Below are 16,503 nucleotides of genomic sequence, written 5' to 3' on the forward strand. Positions count from 1 at the left end.
CTCCCCGGCTGCGCCCTTCCCCATTCAAATGCGACGGTCGTTTGGGCGTGACCTCTACGATCCTATTCGCTACTCACTACTCGCCACTCGCCACTCGCATTTCGGAGACTCTGATGTCCGCCAATTCCGCCTTCTCCAAACTCGATGCCCTGAGCCGCAAGCTCGAAGCCATCGAGCACGCGCAGTCGATGCTGGGCGTCGACGAGGCGGTGATGATGCCGGTGGGTGGCGGCGAGAAGCGCGCCGAGACCATGGGGACGCTGGCCGGCATGTACCACGAGATGGCCACGGCGCCGGAGGTCGGCGACTGGCTGGGCGATGCCGAGGCCGAGCCGCTGGACGAGATGCAGACGCTCGCGATCCGTGAGTTCCGCCGCGTCCATACCAACATGACCTGCCTCTCGGCCGATTTCGTCCGCAAGCAAGTGAACGCTCGCATTCGCGCCGAGCAGCTCTGGCGCGAACTGCGGCCGACCGGCGACTGGGCGGGCTTTCTGCCGGCGTTCGAAGGGCTGGTGGCGACAGCGCGGGAAGAGGCGCAACTGCGCGCCGATGTACTGGGCCTGTTGCCATACGATGCACTGATGGAGCAGTACGACCCCGGCAACCGCGTTGCGGACGTGGCGCCGGTGTTCGCCGACCTCAAGACGTTCCTCAAGGATTTCATCCCGGCTGCGCTTGCCCACCAGGAAGAAAAGCTGGCCAAGCGCCCGCTGAAGCCGCTGAACGCGCCGTTCGCCATAGATAAGCAGAAGGCCCTCGGCCTCGTGATGATGGAAGCCGTCGGCTTCGACTTCGAGCATGGCCGGCTGGACGTCTCGCACCACCCGTTCTGCGGCGGCGTGCCGACCGACATCCGCATGACCACCCGCTACACCGAGGCCGAGTTCCTCACCTCGCTGATGGGCATCCTGCACGAGACCGGGCACGGCCTCTACGAGCAGGGGTTGCCGAAGGAATGGACGCACTGGCCGGTGGGCCGAGCCCGCGGCATGGCGATGCACGAGAGCCAGAGCCTGTTCGTCGAGAAGCAGATCGCCCGCTCGCCCGAGTTCTGGGAATGGGCCATGCCGCACGTGCGCGAGAAGCTCGGCGAGGAAGCGATTGCCGGCTGGGACCTGGAGGACGTGCTGGCGCACGTGCACTTCATCGAGCGCGGCCTGATCCGCGTCGACGCCGACGAGGCCACCTACCCGCTGCACGTCATCCTGCGCTTCGAGATGGAGCAGGACCTGATCGGCGGCAAGCTCGCGCCCAAGGACGTGCCGGAGGCTTGGGACGCCAAGATGCGCGAGTATCTGGGGCTCTCGACCATCGACAACATGAAGGATGGCCCGATGCAGGACGTGCACTGGCCGTCGGGCGCCATCGGCTATTTCCCGAGCTACACGCTGGGCGCCATCATCGCGGCACAGCTGTGGAGCGCCATCGAGCGTGATCAGCCGAACGCCCGCGAGGATATGCGCAACGGCCGCTTCGTCGGTATCAACGACTGGCGGCGGGAGAAGATCTGGAGCCAGGCGAGCAAGTACTCGACCCCGGACCTGCTGCAGCGCGCGACCGGCGAGAAACTGAACTCCAAGCACTTCCAGGAGCACCTGACGCGCCGCTATCTGGGCTGATCGGGAGGACGGGTATGGCCAAGGATCGACAATCGGTCCTGCAGCCTCTGCAGCACGGCACATTCCGGAATATCTGGATCGCCAACCTCGTCTCGAGCTTCGGCGCCCTGATCCAGGGCGTCGGCGCGGCCTGGATGATGACGGCGCTGACCAACTCGGTTGACCTTGTGGCGCTGGTGCAGGCTTCGACCTCGCTGCCGATCATGCTGTTCTCACTGCTCGGCGGCGCCATCGCCGACAACTTCCCGCGCCGCCGGGTCATGCTGGTGGCGCAGTTCTTCATGCTGGCAGTGTCGGCGCTGCTGACCATCACCGCGCTGCTGGGGCTGATCACTCCGTGGCTGTTGCTCACCTTCACCTTCCTGATCGGCTGCGGCACGGCCATGAACAACCCCTCCTGGCAAGCCTCGGTGGGCGACCTGGTGCCGCGCTCCAGCGTCGGCTCGGCGGTGGCGCTCAACTCCATCGGCTTCAACCTGTCGCGTAGCCTCGGCCCGGCGGTCGGCGGCATCATCGTGGCCGTCGCAGGAGCGGCAGCGGCGTTTGCGGTGAACCTCTTCAGTTATCTCGGGCTGCTGTTTGTGCTGTTGCGCTGGAAGCCGGCACCGACCCCGGCCGGCCTGCCCCGTGAGGCGGTTGGCGCGGCGATGTTTGCCGGCGTTCGCTACATGGCGCTGTCGCCGCAGATGGGAAAGGTGCTGGTCCGCAGCTTCATCTTCGGCCTCACCGCCAGCTCGGTGCTGGCGCTGCTGCCGGTGGTGGCGAGCCAGATCCAGGACGGCGGCCCGCTGGTCTATGGTCTGCTGCTCGGCGCCTTCGGCCTTGGCGCCGTGGGCGGCGCACTGGTCAGCGCCCGGCTGGCAGAGCAGTTCTCCAGCGAAGCGATCGTCCGCTTGGCATTTCTCGGCTTTGCCGCCTGCGCTGCGACCACTGGGCTCAGCCCCTCTCCCTGGTTGACGGGCGTTGCCCTGCTTCTCGGCGGCGCTTGCTGGGTGCTGGCGCTGACCCTGTTCAACGTGACGGTGCAACTCTCGACGCCGCGTTGGGTGGTGGGGCGTTCCCTGTCGCTCTACCAGACGGCGACCTTTGCCGGCCTCGCGGCTGGTAGTTGGCTGTGGGGTCTCGCCGGCGAGGAGTTCGGCGTGAGCACCGCCCTCCTGGCCTCGGCGATCGCCCTGGTGGTCGGCGCTGCTGTCGGGCTGGTGCTGGCAATTCCGCCGCGCGTTATGCTCGACCTCGATCCGGCGAACCGCTGGCAGGAGCCGCAGATCAGCCTGCCGATCGAGCCGCGCTCCGGTCCGATCGTCATCAGCATCGAGTACAAGATCCGGCCGCAGGACGTGCGTGAATTCCTGCGCGTGATGGCGGACCGGAAGCGGGTGCGGATGCGCGATGGCGCTCGCGAATGGGTGCTGCGCCGCGATCTCAGCCAGACTGACGTCTGGATCGAGAGCTACAAAAGCCCGACCTGGACCGAGTATGCGCGGCACAACCAACGCCTCACGCACGCCGATGAGGTGATCGGCGAGCAGTTGCGCAACCTGCATCAGGGGCCGGAACGCCCGGTGGTGCGGCGGATGATCGAGCGCCCGCCCAACTGGTTCGCGGCAATCGCCGCCAACCGCACCATCGATCCGCCCTGAGGTTGACATCCGGGCCGACGTACCTATTTTCCGGGCATCCGCAACTCAACAGGCTTGCGATCACCGGGCCCGAGCGCGTTGCCATCACTGGGCCGAATGGATCGGGAAAAACGAGCCTGCTGCGGCTGATCACCGGTGCGCTTACGCCGGTGAGTGGCGCGGTGCGGATCGCCCGGCGGCACGCCCTGCTCGACCAGGAGGTGAGCCTGCTCGATCCCCGCCAGACCATCCGCGAAAACTATCTGCGACTGAACCCGGACGATGCCGAGAACGCTGCGCGCGCCGCCCTTGCCCGATTCATGTTCCGGGCCGATGCGGCACTGAAGCCCGTGAGCCAGCTGAGCGGCGGCGAGATGCTGCGCGCGGGGTTGGCCTGCACCATCGGCAGCGGACGTCCGCCCGAGTTGCTGATCCTCGACGAGCCGACCAATCATCTCGACATCCACGCCATCGAGGCGGTGGAGGCCGGGCTGAGCGCCTATGACGGCGCCCTGCTCGTGGTGAGCCATGATCGAGATTTCCTCGGGGCGATCGGAATCCGGCGCGAAGTGGCGCTCGGCTAAGTGACGGTCAAGAATTTATCCAACCAGTTTACAAATATGACTGTGCGGGCCTATCGTTAGCCATCCGGCGGTGGAGTTCTAAGGAGCCGCCGGGCCATAACAATAGAGGGGAGGACTGCGATGCGTCGTGCGTCGACTATGACTGCTGCCCTGTTGGGCACGCTTCTGCTCTCAACTGCCGCCGTCTCGGCCGCCGATATCAAGATCGGCTTCCTGCCGGGCGTGGTCGACCCATTCTACCAAGTGATGCAACTTGGCGTCGAAGCCGCGGCCAAGGACCTCGGTGTCGAAGTCGTCACCCAGGTGCCGCCGACCTGGGGCGTCGAGGCGCAGACCCCGATCCTCGATGCGCTGGTCGCCCGCGGCGACCTCAACTACATCATCACCGCGCCGACTGATAAGGACCAGATGGTGGCGCCGCTGCAGGCGGCGCTCGATGCCGGCATCAAGATCATCACCGTGGACACCTTCCTCGGTGATGGCGACTACGCCAACGGCCCGGTGAAGTTCCCGATCAGCTATATCGGCTCGGACAACGTCGAAGGCGGCCGCATCTCGGCCCGCGGCCTCGCCAAGGCGATCGGCGGCAAGGGCACGGTCTACATCAACTCCACCAACCCCAACGTCTCGTCGGTCGAAGGCCGCGAGCAAGGCTTTGCCGAGGTGATGAAGAACGAGTTCCCCGACATCAAGGTGCTGGGGCCCGACTACAACCTCGACGACCAGAACAAGGCCGCTCAGCAGACCGCTGCCGTGATCGAGCAGAACCCCGACCTCGCCGGCGTTTTCGGCACGAACGTGTTCAGCGCCGGTGGCGCGGGCAATGCGGTGGTGAATGCCGGGCTCGGCGGCCATGTACAGGTCGTGGCCTATGACGCGACGGCCGAAGCCATCGAACTGATGGGCAAGGGCGTGGTGTCGCTGGTGCTGGCGCAGAAGCCCTTCGACATGGGCTACATGGCCGTGCAGTTCGCGGTTGCCGACGCGGCTGGTGTCACCAGCCTGCCAAAGCGCGTCGAGACCGGTTTCGCGATCCTCGACAAGGACAACGTCACCGATCCGAACTTCTCGCGCTTCATCTACAAGACCGGCAACTGACGGTACCCCAGCCTAGCCGTGCCGAGGACGCTGCGGCGCCCTCGGCATAACCTGTCGTTTCGAGCGTTTTCGGGGGCCACGTGGCGGACACCAAGGCAATGGCGGGTTTCGAGGAGCCAACCCTCTCGGCCGGCAAGCGCTTCATCCTGATGGCGAGCCGGCTCTGGGCGTGGGTCTTCCTCGCCCTGATGATCCTGTTCTTCATCGTCGCGGTGCCGCTGTTCGGCGGGGCAACATTCCTTTCCGTTCGCAATAGCCAGAACATTCTCGTCGCTATCGTGCCGGTGCTGCTGCTCGGGCTGGGCCAGACCTTCGTGATCATTTCCGCCGGCATCGACCTCAGCGTCGGCTGGGTGATGAGCCTTGCCTCGGTGCTGTCGGCCCACGCGATCCGGGCCTCGTACAATGCCGGGGTGCCATTGTTCCTGTCGGTGGTGCTGGGTTTTGTCGCCGCGGTTGGCGGCGCGGGTCTGGTGGGGCTCTGTAACGGGCTGATCATCGCCAAGCTCAAGGTGCCGGCCTTCATCGTGACGCTCGGCACCTCGTTCATCGTCCGGGGCATGGCGCTGCTGTTCTCGGAGAACACCACGGTCATCGGCCTGCCGGCCGAAATCCGCGACTACGGCAACGAGTCGCTGTTCTACTGGGTGCGTGGCGAGGGCGGCGGCTTCTACGTGCTCGACAGGCCCGAGGTCACCGGCGAACTGTTGCGCCAGATGGACCGCATCCTCCCCTGGCCGGTGGTGATCACCGCGATCGTGGTGATGCTCTGCATTTTCCTGCTCCGCCGCACCCAGTTCGGGCGTCACACCTACGCCATTGGCGGCAACATGCAGGCGGCTTTGCGCACCGGCATCCCGGTCGATCGCCATATCATCAAGCTCTACATGCTGAGCTCGGCCACCGCCGGCGTCGCCGGGTTCCTTTCGACGCTGCGGTTCACCGCCGGCTCGGCGGTGATCGGCGACGCACTGCTCCTGAGCTCCATTGCCGCGGTGATCATCGGCGGCGTCAGCCTGTTCGGCGGCGCCGGCTCAATCATCGGCACTGTGATCGGCGCGCTGATCATCGCGGTGCTGACCACCGGTCTGGTGATGCTCAACGTGCAGGCGTTCTGGCAATTCATCGTCGTCGGCGCGGTGGTGATCATCGCGGTGCTGATCGACCAGTCGCGCGACCTGATCCTCGGCCGCCGGGGAGGCCGCTCATGACCGAGCCCGTCCTCTCGATCCGCAACATGGTGAAGCGCTTTGGCGGCCTCACCGCCGTCAACGACGTCAGCCTCGACATCAATCCCGGCGAGGTGGTGGCGTTGCTGGGCGACAACGGCGCCGGCAAGTCGACGCTGATCAAGTGCGTCTCGGGCGTGCACCTGGCCGACGGAGGCGAGATCCGCTTCGAGGGCAAGCCCGTGAGCTTCCCCCGCCCGATCGACGCACGGCGCGTGGGCATCGAGACGATCTACCAGGACCTGGCGCTGGCCAACAATCTCGACGTTCCGGCCAACATCTTTCTCGGCCGCGAGATGAAGCACCGCTATCTGGGCGGCCTCATCAGCACGCTGAACGACAGGCAGATGCTGGTCGAGGCCGAAGGCAGCCTTGCGGCGCTCGACATCCACTTCCCCAGCCTGACCCAGCCGATCGAGAGCCTCTCCGGCGGCCAGCGCCAGGCGGTGGCGATCGCCCGAGCCATCTACTGGAAGGCGCGCCTGATGATCATGGACGAGCCTACCAATAACCTGGGCGTGCCCGAGCAGCACAAGGTGCTTGAGCTGATCCGACGCCTCCGCGACCAGGGTGTCCCGGTGATCCTCATCACCCACACCATGCCGGACGTGTTCGCAGTCGCCGACCGCATCGTGGTGATGCATCGCGGGCGCAAGGTGACCGAGAAACGGACCGGCGAGACCAATGCGTCCGAGCTGGTGCAATACATGGTGGGGGCTCTGGACGACACGCCGCGCGCCGCTGTCGCCTAGGGTGTTGGCACCACTTCGGTGGGCTCGTCCGAGTGCTGCGGGTCGATCCGCTCGATCTTGATGCCGCTGAAGCCGTAGAACATGGTGATCAGCGGGCTCGCGATGTTGAACAGGCAGAACGGTAGGTAGACCAGCGTTGGCACCCCCAGTACGGCGGCCATGTAGGCGCCGCACGAGTTCCATGGGATCAGTGGCGAGGTGACGCTACCGCCATCGGCCACCGCACGCGACAGGTTGGTCGGCGCGAGGCCGCGCTTCCTGAACTCGGCCCGGAAGATACGCGCCGGGAGCACCACTGCGACATACTGGTCGCCCGCCACGACATTGAGCCCGAAGGCGGTGCCGACCACAGTGGCGACCAGTGAGCCGGTGCTGCGGGCCCGCGTCAGCACCGGGGTCACCAGCTTCAGCAGCAGGCCGAACTCGTCGAGTAGCGTGCCGTAGACCAGTGCGCCGAGGATCAGCCAGATGGTGAACAGCATGCTCGCCATGCCGCCACGCGACAGCAGGCTGTCGACCACCTCGATGCCGGAATTGGCCCGGAAGCCGGATGACATCGCCTCCCAAGCCGCCTTCACGAATGCAGCGGGGAGCGGCAGTGAGGGCTCGTTGACGAAGCGCAGCACGGCCTCGACCTGCAGGAATGGGGCCAGCGCCGCGGCGGACAACGCCGACCCGGTGATGGCGAGCGATGGCGGCACGCGTAGGATCGACAGCACCACCAGCAGCACCAGCGGCAGGAGGTTGAGCGGCGTGATGTTGAACAGGTGCGAAAGCGCCGAAAGCTCGGAGGCGATGACGCTGTCGCCCGCGCCACTGGAACTGTCCGCCCAGCCGAGGATGCCGAAGCCAAGCACCGCGATGACCAGCGCAGGTACCGATGTCCAGATTTGCGCCCGCAGGTGGTCGTAGATCGTCGTGCCGGTGAGCTGCGCGGCAAGAATGGCGGTCTCCGACAGTGGGGAGAGCTTCTCGCCGACATAGGCACCGGAGATCACGGCGCCGGCCGTAATGGCGGGCGACACGCCCGCGAGGACCGACAGACCGACGAGTCCAACGCCAATGGTGCCGGCGGTGGTCCACGAGCTGCCGATGCCCATGGCAATGGCGGCGCAGACCAGCACCGAAGCGAGATAGAACCAGTCCGCGTTGATCACCTGGATGCCATAGTACACCAGCGTCGGGATGGTACCGGACATGTTCCAGGTGCCGATCAGCGCCCCGACGGCGAACAGGATGAAGATGGCGCTGACCACCGAGGAGACGCCCTTGCGTCCGGCCTCGGCCACCTCCTCCCAGCTATGGCCGTTCTTCATCACGATGAACGAGGTGAACATCGCGGCCAGAATGATGGCGACCTGCAGCGGCCCATCTGTTGCATCGAGCCCGAACAGCATGACGGCGCCGGCAATCAGCACCGCCAGCACCACGAGCGGGGCCAAGGCGTCGAAATAGGAGGGTTCGCGGATCTGTCGCGGCGCGGCGGGCTGCTTGCTCAACGTCGCCCCCTCACCTGCCTCGGGTGGCCAAGCTCTCTGGGCAGCCTGCTGCGGGCCATATCGGCTCTCCGCGTAAACGCGCCATCAGTAATCTCAGGCATTGACTAAGCTTCCGCTCGCCACGCCCGTCCATGTGTCATCAAATGAATCTCAGCAATTTGACGACTAGCTTCAGTCATTCTGAACCGATAAGGTCAGTTATCGTACTTCATATCGCCGCCACTTGATATCAACAACGACAAGTAGATAGCCGACAACTCACCATCATCTTTGTACGGGAGCGTACATTGCGCAATCTCCTCACGTTGCTTGTTTCCGCATGCTTCGCGCTGACGCCGGTGCTGCCAGCACCGTCAGTTGGGCAGGAGCCCTTCGTCATCGTCCCCGATCATCCACAGGGCGTGCCAGTCAACGGCTGCTACCGGGCCAACCAGACACTGTTCGGCCCCTACCAGTTCAACTTCTGCCTGACCCGGCCGGGCTCCTACACTGTGCGTGGTGGAGGCGTCCGCTGCGACGGCCGGCTGACCTGGCGCGCCAATGGTCGGGACATCCACGCCGACATCCAGCGCGCATCGTGCGGCGGTGGCGTTGCGTGGGAGCGCGCGACGATGGATTGCCGGCCGGCCGGCCGCATCTTCGGACGGATCGGCTCGCTCTTGATCCAGTCGCTGCGCTGCACCTATCGCCCCAGCGTCCGCTTCAAGGGACCGCGGGTCTTCACCGCCAGCCGGATGTGAGGAGATCGAAATGCTGAAAGCACTGTTCCTGGCGGCCGTTATGGTCGCCGGCCTGGGGGCGTTCACCCAGGCATCTGCCCAGGAGACATTCGTCATCGTCCCGGACAATCCGGGTGGCGGCAGCGGCGTCGGCAACGCCGTAGCGACTGCCAATGTGAATGTCCGGCGCGGGCCAGGAACCAGCTACGCCGTCGTCGACGTGCTACGCAGCGGCCAGAGCGTGCGGGTGAGCAACTGCACTGGCGGCTGGTGCTGGGTCAATCACGGCGGTCCCAGCGGCTGGGTATCGCAGAACTTCCTCTCGCGCACCGGTGGCGGCGGTGATAGCGGTGGTGGCTCGGCCATCGGCCGCGGCGCGTGCTTCTACGAGAACGTCCGCTTCCGCGGCCGCAGCTTCTGTGTCCGGCCCGGTGACAGCAACAGCAATCTCGGCGTCTGGAACAACCGCATTTCCTCGATCAGCATCCGCGGCTTCATGACCGTGCAGGTGTGCGAGGATCGCAACTTCCGCCGCTGCGAGGCCTTCAACCGCGATGTCGCTACCCTGCCCTGGTGGCTGGATAGCAACATCTCGTCCTTCCGAGCCTTCCACTAGGCGAACGCCGACGAAGATCCCGGCCAAGGCCGGGATCTGTTGGTTGCTCAGTTGGCGCTGAGCGCTTGATGCAGCGCCTCGGCGAACTGCGGTGCCTGCGGACCGAAGCCCATGTGGTCGCCTGGGAACGGCACCGGCGCCACGCCCAGCTTGCGGGCCAAGGCCAACCCCATCTCCTCGATCGGCTGTCCCTTCGACATCTCGCCAATGGCAACGACGATCGGCGGATCGCCGCTGCGGAGCGTGTCGACCTCCGGGCGATACAGCGACAGCGGCATCAGGCCGTGCGCCAGCCAGTACTCGAAATTGCCGCTGACCCGGGCAAAGGTCTCGACCTCTTCCGGCGGCATCGCGAACTCGGGAGGCGCGTCGCCCATGTCAGCGGACGCCTCGAGGCCATTGTCGGCGAAGAACTTGCCCATCGCAGCGTCGACGCCAGCCCGCTTGTAGGTATCGTAAAGGTCCTGGTCGACGGCCATCGCCTCGGTCGAATCATCGAGCAGCATCACCGTCGGCGGCTCATGCGCGACCAGCGCCTTCACCAGCTTCGGATAGCGCGCCGCGAGGTTCAGCCCGATCTGCGCGCCGCCGCTGGTGCCGAACACATAGGCCGAGCCCCCGCCAGCCACCTCGATCAGCCGCGCCGCGTCATCGGCCTGCTCGTCCATCGACAGGGCCTTCACCTCGCCGTCGAATGTACTGCGCGAGTTGCCGCGCGGATCGTATGCGACGACGGTGTAGCGGTCGGCGAGGTGCTTCGAGAGCTCCGCGAACACCCCTGCGTCCTGCGGGCCGCCGGCGATGATGAGCAGCATCGGGCCGGTTCCCCGCACCTCATAATAGAGGGTGGCGCCCGGAACCTTCAGCGTGGCTGACCTGCTCGATTGGGTCATGGTGACGTCTCCAGTGGATTGCACATCGGAATGGGATTTGGTCGTGGTCTGGGCCAGGACCAAATCTGCGAGGGCGAGTGACCCGGCGACTACGGCGGCCAGCATGAAGCTTCTGTTTGGCATGCAACTCTCCCGCTTCTGGTCGGCCCCAGCCTGCTGGCAGGTCCGGATCCATCAGAACTGGACCGTCCAGTTCTGCGTATTGTCAGAAACTAGACTGTCCAGTACTGTGTTGTCAATCCGGGCTGTGGACGTTTTGGAAGTGGGCGATGGGATCTGAGGTGACCGACCAAGCGACGGACGCGGAAAGCGACGGGCGCTCCGCCCGCAAGCGGCGGGCGATCCTCGATGCGGCAACCGAGGTGTTCCTGAAGAGCGGCTACCTCGGTACCAACATGGATGAGATCGCGGCGCTCTCAGCGGTATCCAAGCAGACCGTCTACAAACATTTCTCCAGCAAGGAGGCGCTGTTCATCGAGATCGTCAGCGGCATGACGACCGGCGCGGGCGACCTCGTGCACAACGATGTCGAACAGCTCCCCGAAGGCGACGACCTTGCGGCCTATCTGGTCGAATACGCCCTGCGGCAACTCACGGTTGTACTGACGCCCCGCATCATGCAGTTGCGGCGCCTGGTGATCGGCGAGGTAACGCGCTTTCCCGAACTGGCAAAGGTGCTGTACGAGCGCGGACCGGCACGGGCCATGGCGATGCTTGCCTCGGTCTTTCAGGGCCTTGCCGAACGCGGCCTGCTGAAGATCGACGACCCCGCGACCGCCGCTTCCCACTTCAACTGGCTGATCATGTCGGCACCGCTTAACCAGGCCATGCTGCTCGGCGACGCTGCAATCCCCTCGCCAGCGGAACTCAGACGCAATGCCGAGGCCGGTGTCCAGGTATTTCTGGCCGCCTACGGCAACCCTGGGAGATGAGTCGGACGCCCCGGTATGTGGCACGCTGCGTTTGCGGCCAGGTGGAGGTCGAGATGAGCGGCGCGCCGGTCATCAGCGTCGTCTGCCATTGCGACGACTGCCAGACCGGCTCCCGCATGATCGAGGCCCTACCCGGCGCGCCCGCGATTCTGGATGCCGGCTCTGGCACGCCCTACGCACTCTACCGCAACGATCGCATCCGATGCACAAAGGGCGCGGAGCTTCTGGAGAGCTACAAGCTCAAGCCAAGCTCGACCACGAACCGCATGGTGGCCAGTTGCTGCAACTCCGCCATGCTGGTGCAACTGGCCCCGATCCTGCACTGGACGCCGATCTATCGCGACCGGTTCGCGGCTGAAGCTCCGCCGCTGGAGATGCGAATCAACACCAGGTTCACGCCCGATGACGTCGCGCTGCCGACGGACATGCCGAGCGTCAGGGGCGTGCCATTCACGTTCGTGGCCCGGCTGGTCGCCGCCAAGATCGGCATGCTGCTCGGCCGCTGACTGAGCGGTCTGTGCAACCGGTCGAAAGCCAAACAAGAAGGCCCGCATCGCTGCGGGCCTTGCTTATCACTCGTCGCGGTACACCTTCTCGCGCCGCTCGTGCATTTCCTGGGCTTCCAGGGAGAGCGTGGCGATCGGCCGGGCGTCGAGCCTGGCGATACCAATCGGATCGCCGGTTTCTTCGCAGTAGCCGTAGGTGTTGTCCTCGATCCGCTTGAGCGCCGCGTCGATCTTTGAAATCAGCTTACGCTGCCGATCGCGGGTGCGGAGCTCAAGGGCACGATCGCTCTCCGAGGAGGCGCGGTCGGCCATGTCCGGATGGTTCTGGCTTTCTTCCTGCAGGTTCTCGAGCGTTTCGCGGCTTTCTGCGAGGATCTCGCTCTTCCACCGCTCCAGCTTCTGCCGGAAGTACTCCCGCTGCCGCGGGTTCATAAATGGTTCGTCCTGAGTAGGTCGGTATTCAAGAACTTCAGTCGACATTCTGACTCGATTCCAAAACGCCCCTAATGGCGGGCCTTATAGTGGCGTAAGGGTATGTTCTGCAAGCGTTCAAAAGCTTGGTGATTAACACGTGAGCAGGTAGTTCCCGACTGTGTCAGGCGAGGTACAGTCCGCGTTTGGCCAGCTCGACGCGAGCCCTGAGCTCGATATCGTCGAGCAGCGCGTCCAATCCGGGCTCGCTCCGCTCCCGCGCCTGGGTCAACACAGCCATGAGCTGGTTGAGGCGCCCCTCGGCCATCCGGCCGACCAGTAGGTCGCTGCGCAGCCCCTCGAGCGTATCGATCAGCTGAGCGCCGCGGCGAACCACTTTCTTGCGCTTCAGTAGCGGATCCTCGACCGCCTGCAGCGCCAACAGGGCGTCAAGCGACGTGGCGGCGGCGATCGTGGCGGTGGGACGAGCTTCCTGCGCCTGCGGCCCCTGCCCGATCTCGAACGCGGCGCCGGACGAGCTGCGACCGGCCGCTGAGCGCCCCGCCACATTGCCTACCCGCGCATTGTTTTCGATCCGCACCGGACTCACCCGTCTCGTCGCCTGCCCGGCAAAATCTGCCGTCAGCGGTTAAGCAAACGTTAACCCGCCCGGCAGGACTTGCCGACCCGGCCTCCACCGGCACTCTGGTTTTCTGTTTTTATGTGCAATTTCAATACACTAGTTCCAACGATCAAACTTGGCACGGTTCTCGCAACACCACTGGCAATCACGGCGCATGGGGATGTGCCGCACTTTCGGGGACTGCCAGATGGCTAAAATCAATCTCAAGTGCGCATTGCTCGGCCTGATGACCGCAGTGCTGCTCGTGCCGCAGCCGAGCGTTACCTACGCCGCCGCGGCCCGCATCAAGGACGTCGTCAACATCGAGGGCGTGCGCGACAACCAGCTGGTCGGTTATGGCCTGGTCGTAGGCCTCAACGGTACCGGCGACGGCCTCAACAACTCGCCTTTCACCAAGCAGAGCCTGCAGGCGATGCTGGAACGGCTGGGCGTCAACACCCGCGGCGAGAACATGCGAACCGCCAACGTCGCCGCTGTGATGGTGACGGCCAACCTCTCGGCCTTCTCCACCCAGGGCTCGCGGCTCGACGTCAACGTCGCCGCTCTCGGCGACGCCAAGAGCCTGCAGGGCGGCACACTGCTGGTAACTCCGCTGCTCGGGGCCGATGGCGAGGTTTACGCAATCGCCCAGGGCTCGGTGACCATCAACGGCTTCTCGGCCGAAGGCGACGCCGCTTCGGTGGTGTCGGGCGTCCCGACGACCGGTCGCATTTCCTCGGGCGGCCTGATCGAGCGCGAAATCGGCTTCGTACTCGGCGCGCAACGCACGCTGCGGCTGGCGCTCCGCAACCCCGACCTCACCACCTCGCGGCGCATCGCCCTCGCCATCAACGACTTCATCGGCGTGCCCTGCGCGACGCCTGAGGATCCGGCGACCATCCGGCTCAACCTGCCGCGCAACTTCAACGGCAACATCGTCGATCTGCTCACCGATATCGAGCAGTTGGTGATCGAGACCGACCTGCCCGCGAAGATCGTCATCGACGAGAACTCCGGCATCATCGTCATGGGCAAGGATGTGCGGGTCTCGACCGTCGCGGTGGCGCAATCGAACCTCACGGTGACCATCGCCGAGAGCCCGACGGTGGTGCAGCCCAATCCGCTGAGCCTGGGGCAGACCGCGGTCGAGCCGCGCACCGACCTCTCTGTAAACACCAGTGAGACCAAACTCGCGGTGGTGCCGGAATCGGTCAGCCTCCAGCAGTTGGTCGACGGCCTCAACGCTCTAGGCATCAGCCCGCGCGATCTCATCGCCATCTTGCAGGCAGTGAAGGCCTCCGGCGCGCTGCAGGCCGAGATCGAGGTGCTCTGATGCTGAGTTCCGCCTCTGGCCTCGGCTACGCCGGCCAAAGCAAGACGACCACACTCTCGCCTGCCCAGGTTGGACATCTTCGCGAGCAAGCAAAGGACCTTGAAGGTGTTTTCCTCAACACTTTGATGAAGGAAATGTTCTCCTCGCTGAAGACCGACGAAAGCGCCATGGGCGGCGGCTTCGCCGAGGAGACATGGCGCGGCATGCAGGCCGAACAGATGGCCGACGTGCTGGCCCGCTCGGGTGGTGTGGGCCTCGCCGACGCCCTGCTGCCGGACCTCATCGCGGCGCAGGAAGCCGCGCAGAACTCGATCCCCAAGAACACGACGCCAACAAAAATCAGTGGAGCGCTGTAAATGATGAATGCTGCTGCCGAACGCCTCGCGGCTCTCGACTCTCTGCCCGCCGCGGAACTCTGCGGGCTCGCCATGGAAACGCTCGAGAGCCTGGTCGTGGTGCTGAACCAGGAAACCACCCTGCTCCGCGCCGGCCGCGCCAAGGATGCCGGCGAGCTGACTGCTGAGAAGACCCGGCTGGCGCAGGACTACATGGGCTTTGCCCGATCGGTGCAGCGCCAGGGGCCGCGGCTCCGGGCGGAGGCGCCGGAACTGGTGGAGGCGCTGCTCGGCGGCCATGACAAGCTAGCGATGCAGATGGCGGAAAACCTGCGCGTCATCGCCACGGCACGCTCCGTCACCGAGGACCTGCTCACAGACGTGGCCAAGGCGATGAGCGCCAAAGCACGCCCCAAGACCTACGGCGCCAACGGCGAGATCGCCGGCCAGCCGCCGCAGATCGCCAGCGGCGTGTCGATCAACCGGGCCCTCTGATCGCTACAGTTTTCTGAAAATTGTCCCGAGCCGCGAAAGCGGGACGAAAGCCGGGACCGGCATGCTTCCCAGCTAGTTGATAATTGGGAATGCCGGTCATGAGCGCCAGAATAGCGCCCGAACCGATCAGCACGGGACTCGGAGCTGTCGCGGACTATCGTTCGCGCTCGCTGCTGGGCGATTCCCGCGCCGGTTCTGACCAGCCCGACACCCCTCCCCCGCCGCCCTCGCAGAACAGCCTCGCGTCTTTGCTGCCGCCGCTGCCTGCGCCGCCACCGCCGCCGGGATCCGCGTTCGCGGCCGCACTGCTCTCAGGGCAGTTGCCGCCCAAGCCGACAAGCGACCGCGAGATCATCCTGCGGCTGGGCAGCGCCGACCTGCCCGCCCAGGGCTCGCTCGCGCTCCACGACCGACGGGTCTGACCGACCTCGATTCTGCCCCGCCGCATCTCGATTCCCTAACTCCGGACCGGTGCGGCGATGCTGGGCAGGAATTGCCGTGGAGGCGCTTTTATCAGGCAGATCAAGGCTTTACGTGTGACACAGGCGTGTCACGGAACACAAAATTAACTGCGTCAGGCAGCATCTCGTTAACCATTCTTAAGCCGGCCGAGGCTACGATCAGCTCAATCTCAGGACGAGATTATCGATTTAGCCAGAAGGGATTTCACCCATGCCGGAAGTTAACCTGTCAAAGGCGGTTCGCTCGAACCTCTTGAGCCTCCAGTCCACCGCTGCCTCCATGGCCAAGACGCAGGAGCGTCTCGCCACCGGTCTCAAGGTGAACACTGCGCTCGACAATCCGACCAACTTCTTCACTGCCGCGTCGCTGAATAGTCGTGCGTCCGACATGGCAAACCTGCTGGACTCGATGTCTAACGGCATCAAGACCATCGAAGCCGCCGACAACGGCGTGACTTCGATCACCAAGACCGTCGAGTCGATGCAGTCGGCCCTGCGTCAGGCGCGCCAGGACAAGTCGTTCAAGACCATGTCCTATGCGCTCGATGCGACCGCGATCGGCACCACCGCTGCCAAGACGATCTCGTTCGAGGGCGGCGCCGTCGGCACTGCACCGGTCAGCATCAACCTCAACACCACCGGCGCCGGCTCTGCCGCTACCGCTGGTACCTTCACCTCGACCGCCAACTTCGCGGCCGTGACCTTCACCGACGCAGCCGACGATATCTCGTTCGATATCGCCGTCGACGGCGGTGCCGCGACGACCGTCACCAT

Annotated in this window: 18 protein-coding genes and 1 pseudogene; 15 read left to right on the top strand and 4 right to left on the bottom strand. The window is 65.0% G+C overall.

The features are described 5' to 3' along the window. Positions 1 to 113 precede the first annotated feature (113 nt). The 6 genes and pseudogenes from AC1DYL_RS19165 to AC1DYL_RS19190 all read left to right on the top strand — a co-directional run bounded on the left by AC1DYL_RS19165 (position 114) and on the right by AC1DYL_RS19190 (position 6,907). Positions 114 to 1,622 carry a carboxypeptidase M32 gene (locus tag AC1DYL_RS19165; protein ID WP_477174392.1) on the top strand — a complete coding sequence of 503 codons (1,509 nt, stop codon included), beginning with the start codon at positions 114 to 116 and terminating at the stop codon, positions 1,620 to 1,622. A 14-nt stretch (positions 1,623 to 1,636) separates the two neighbouring features. Next, on the top strand, positions 1,637 to 3,265 hold the full coding sequence (locus AC1DYL_RS19170) for an MFS transporter (protein WP_477174393.1): 1,629 nt from the start codon (positions 1,637 to 1,639) through the stop codon (positions 3,263 to 3,265). 53 nt (positions 3,266 to 3,318) lie between these two features. Next, positions 3,319 to 3,828 (top strand): annotated as a pseudogene (locus AC1DYL_RS19175) (ATP-binding cassette domain-containing protein); the annotation flags it as partial. A 120-nt stretch (positions 3,829 to 3,948) separates the two neighbouring features. After that, on the top strand, positions 3,949 to 4,926 hold the full coding sequence (locus AC1DYL_RS19180) for an ABC transporter substrate-binding protein (RefSeq protein ID WP_477174394.1): 978 nt from the start codon (positions 3,949 to 3,951) through the stop codon (positions 4,924 to 4,926). An 80-nt stretch (positions 4,927 to 5,006) separates the two neighbouring features. Continuing rightward, a complete protein-coding gene (locus tag AC1DYL_RS19185; RefSeq protein WP_477174395.1) occupies positions 5,007 to 6,137 on the top strand; it encodes an ABC transporter permease in 1,131 nt (376 codons plus the stop codon). After that, on the top strand, positions 6,134 to 6,907 hold the full coding sequence (locus tag AC1DYL_RS19190) for an ATP-binding cassette domain-containing protein (protein WP_477157577.1): 774 nt from the start codon (positions 6,134 to 6,136) through the stop codon (positions 6,905 to 6,907). The genes AC1DYL_RS19185 and AC1DYL_RS19190 overlap by 4 nt, the downstream gene beginning before the upstream one ends. Here the strand turns inward: AC1DYL_RS19190 and AC1DYL_RS19195 are convergent. Beyond that, positions 6,904 to 8,406: a Na+/H+ antiporter NhaC family protein gene (locus AC1DYL_RS19195; protein WP_477174396.1), complete on the bottom strand. Its 1,503-nt coding sequence runs from the start codon at positions 8,404 to 8,406 to the stop codon at positions 6,904 to 6,906. The two genes, AC1DYL_RS19190 and AC1DYL_RS19195, sit on opposite strands and share 4 nt — an antisense overlap. A 287-nt stretch (positions 8,407 to 8,693) precedes the next feature. On the opposite strand from AC1DYL_RS19195, the gene AC1DYL_RS19200 reads away from it, so the two are divergent. Continuing rightward, complete coding sequence (locus AC1DYL_RS19200) at positions 8,694 to 9,146, top strand: hypothetical protein (RefSeq protein ID WP_477174397.1); 453 nt, start codon at positions 8,694 to 8,696, stop codon at positions 9,144 to 9,146. 10 nt (positions 9,147 to 9,156) lie between these two features. Next, positions 9,157 to 9,741: an SH3 domain-containing protein gene (locus tag AC1DYL_RS19205; protein WP_477174398.1), complete on the top strand. Its 585-nt coding sequence runs from the start codon at positions 9,157 to 9,159 to the stop codon at positions 9,739 to 9,741. Positions 9,742 to 9,788: 47 nt separating this feature from the next. On the opposite strand, the gene AC1DYL_RS19210 is transcribed toward AC1DYL_RS19205, so the two are convergent. Beyond that, a complete protein-coding gene (locus tag AC1DYL_RS19210; protein WP_477174399.1) occupies positions 9,789 to 10,757 on the bottom strand; it encodes an alpha/beta hydrolase in 969 nt (322 codons plus the stop codon). A 158-nt stretch (positions 10,758 to 10,915) separates the two neighbouring features. Here AC1DYL_RS19210 and AC1DYL_RS19215 point away from each other — a divergent pair, with 158 nt between their 5' ends. After that, complete coding sequence (locus AC1DYL_RS19215; RefSeq protein WP_477174400.1) at positions 10,916 to 11,566, top strand: TetR/AcrR family transcriptional regulator; 651 nt, start codon at positions 10,916 to 10,918, stop codon at positions 11,564 to 11,566. Then, positions 11,563 to 12,072, top strand: coding sequence for a GFA family protein (locus tag AC1DYL_RS19220; protein ID WP_477174401.1), 510 nt, complete (start codon positions 11,563 to 11,565; stop codon positions 12,070 to 12,072). The genes AC1DYL_RS19215 and AC1DYL_RS19220 overlap by 4 nt, the downstream gene beginning before the upstream one ends. A gap of 66 nt (positions 12,073 to 12,138) precedes the next feature. Here the strand turns inward: AC1DYL_RS19220 and dksA are convergent, their stop codons facing one another. Then, the gene (gene dksA / locus AC1DYL_RS19225) at positions 12,139 to 12,552 is read right to left on the bottom strand and encodes an RNA polymerase-binding protein DksA (RefSeq protein ID WP_055882371.1); all 414 of its coding nucleotides are present in this window, start codon (positions 12,550 to 12,552) and stop codon (positions 12,139 to 12,141) included. Positions 12,553 to 12,667: 115 nt separating this feature from the next. Continuing rightward, positions 12,668 to 13,084, bottom strand: coding sequence for a flagellar assembly protein FliX (locus AC1DYL_RS19230; protein WP_477174402.1), 417 nt, complete (start codon positions 13,082 to 13,084; stop codon positions 12,668 to 12,670). Positions 13,085 to 13,352: 268 nt separating this feature from the next. Between AC1DYL_RS19230 and AC1DYL_RS19235 the strand changes: the two genes are divergently transcribed. The 5 genes from AC1DYL_RS19235 to AC1DYL_RS19255 form a co-directional block, all read left to right on the top strand. Then, a complete protein-coding gene (locus AC1DYL_RS19235; RefSeq protein WP_477149745.1) occupies positions 13,353 to 14,438 on the top strand; it encodes a flagellar basal body P-ring protein FlgI in 1,086 nt (361 codons plus the stop codon). Beyond that, positions 14,438 to 14,794: a rod-binding protein gene (locus tag AC1DYL_RS19240; protein WP_477149632.1), complete on the top strand. Its 357-nt coding sequence runs from the start codon at positions 14,438 to 14,440 to the stop codon at positions 14,792 to 14,794. The genes AC1DYL_RS19235 and AC1DYL_RS19240 overlap by 1 nt, the downstream gene beginning before the upstream one ends. Next, on the top strand, positions 14,795 to 15,268 hold the full coding sequence (locus tag AC1DYL_RS19245) for a hypothetical protein (protein ID WP_477157568.1): 474 nt from the start codon (positions 14,795 to 14,797) through the stop codon (positions 15,266 to 15,268). A 98-nt stretch (positions 15,269 to 15,366) separates the two neighbouring features. Then, positions 15,367 to 15,690 (top strand): hypothetical protein, encoded by a 324-nt coding sequence (locus AC1DYL_RS19250; protein WP_477149634.1) that lies wholly within the window; start codon positions 15,367 to 15,369, stop codon positions 15,688 to 15,690. 250 nt (positions 15,691 to 15,940) lie between these two features. Further along, on the top strand, positions 15,941 to 16,503 hold a 563-nt coding region (locus AC1DYL_RS19255), incomplete at its 3' end, for a flagellin N-terminal helical domain-containing protein (protein WP_477174403.1).

It is taken from the genome of Devosia sp. P1_H9, from assembly GCF_056405135.1.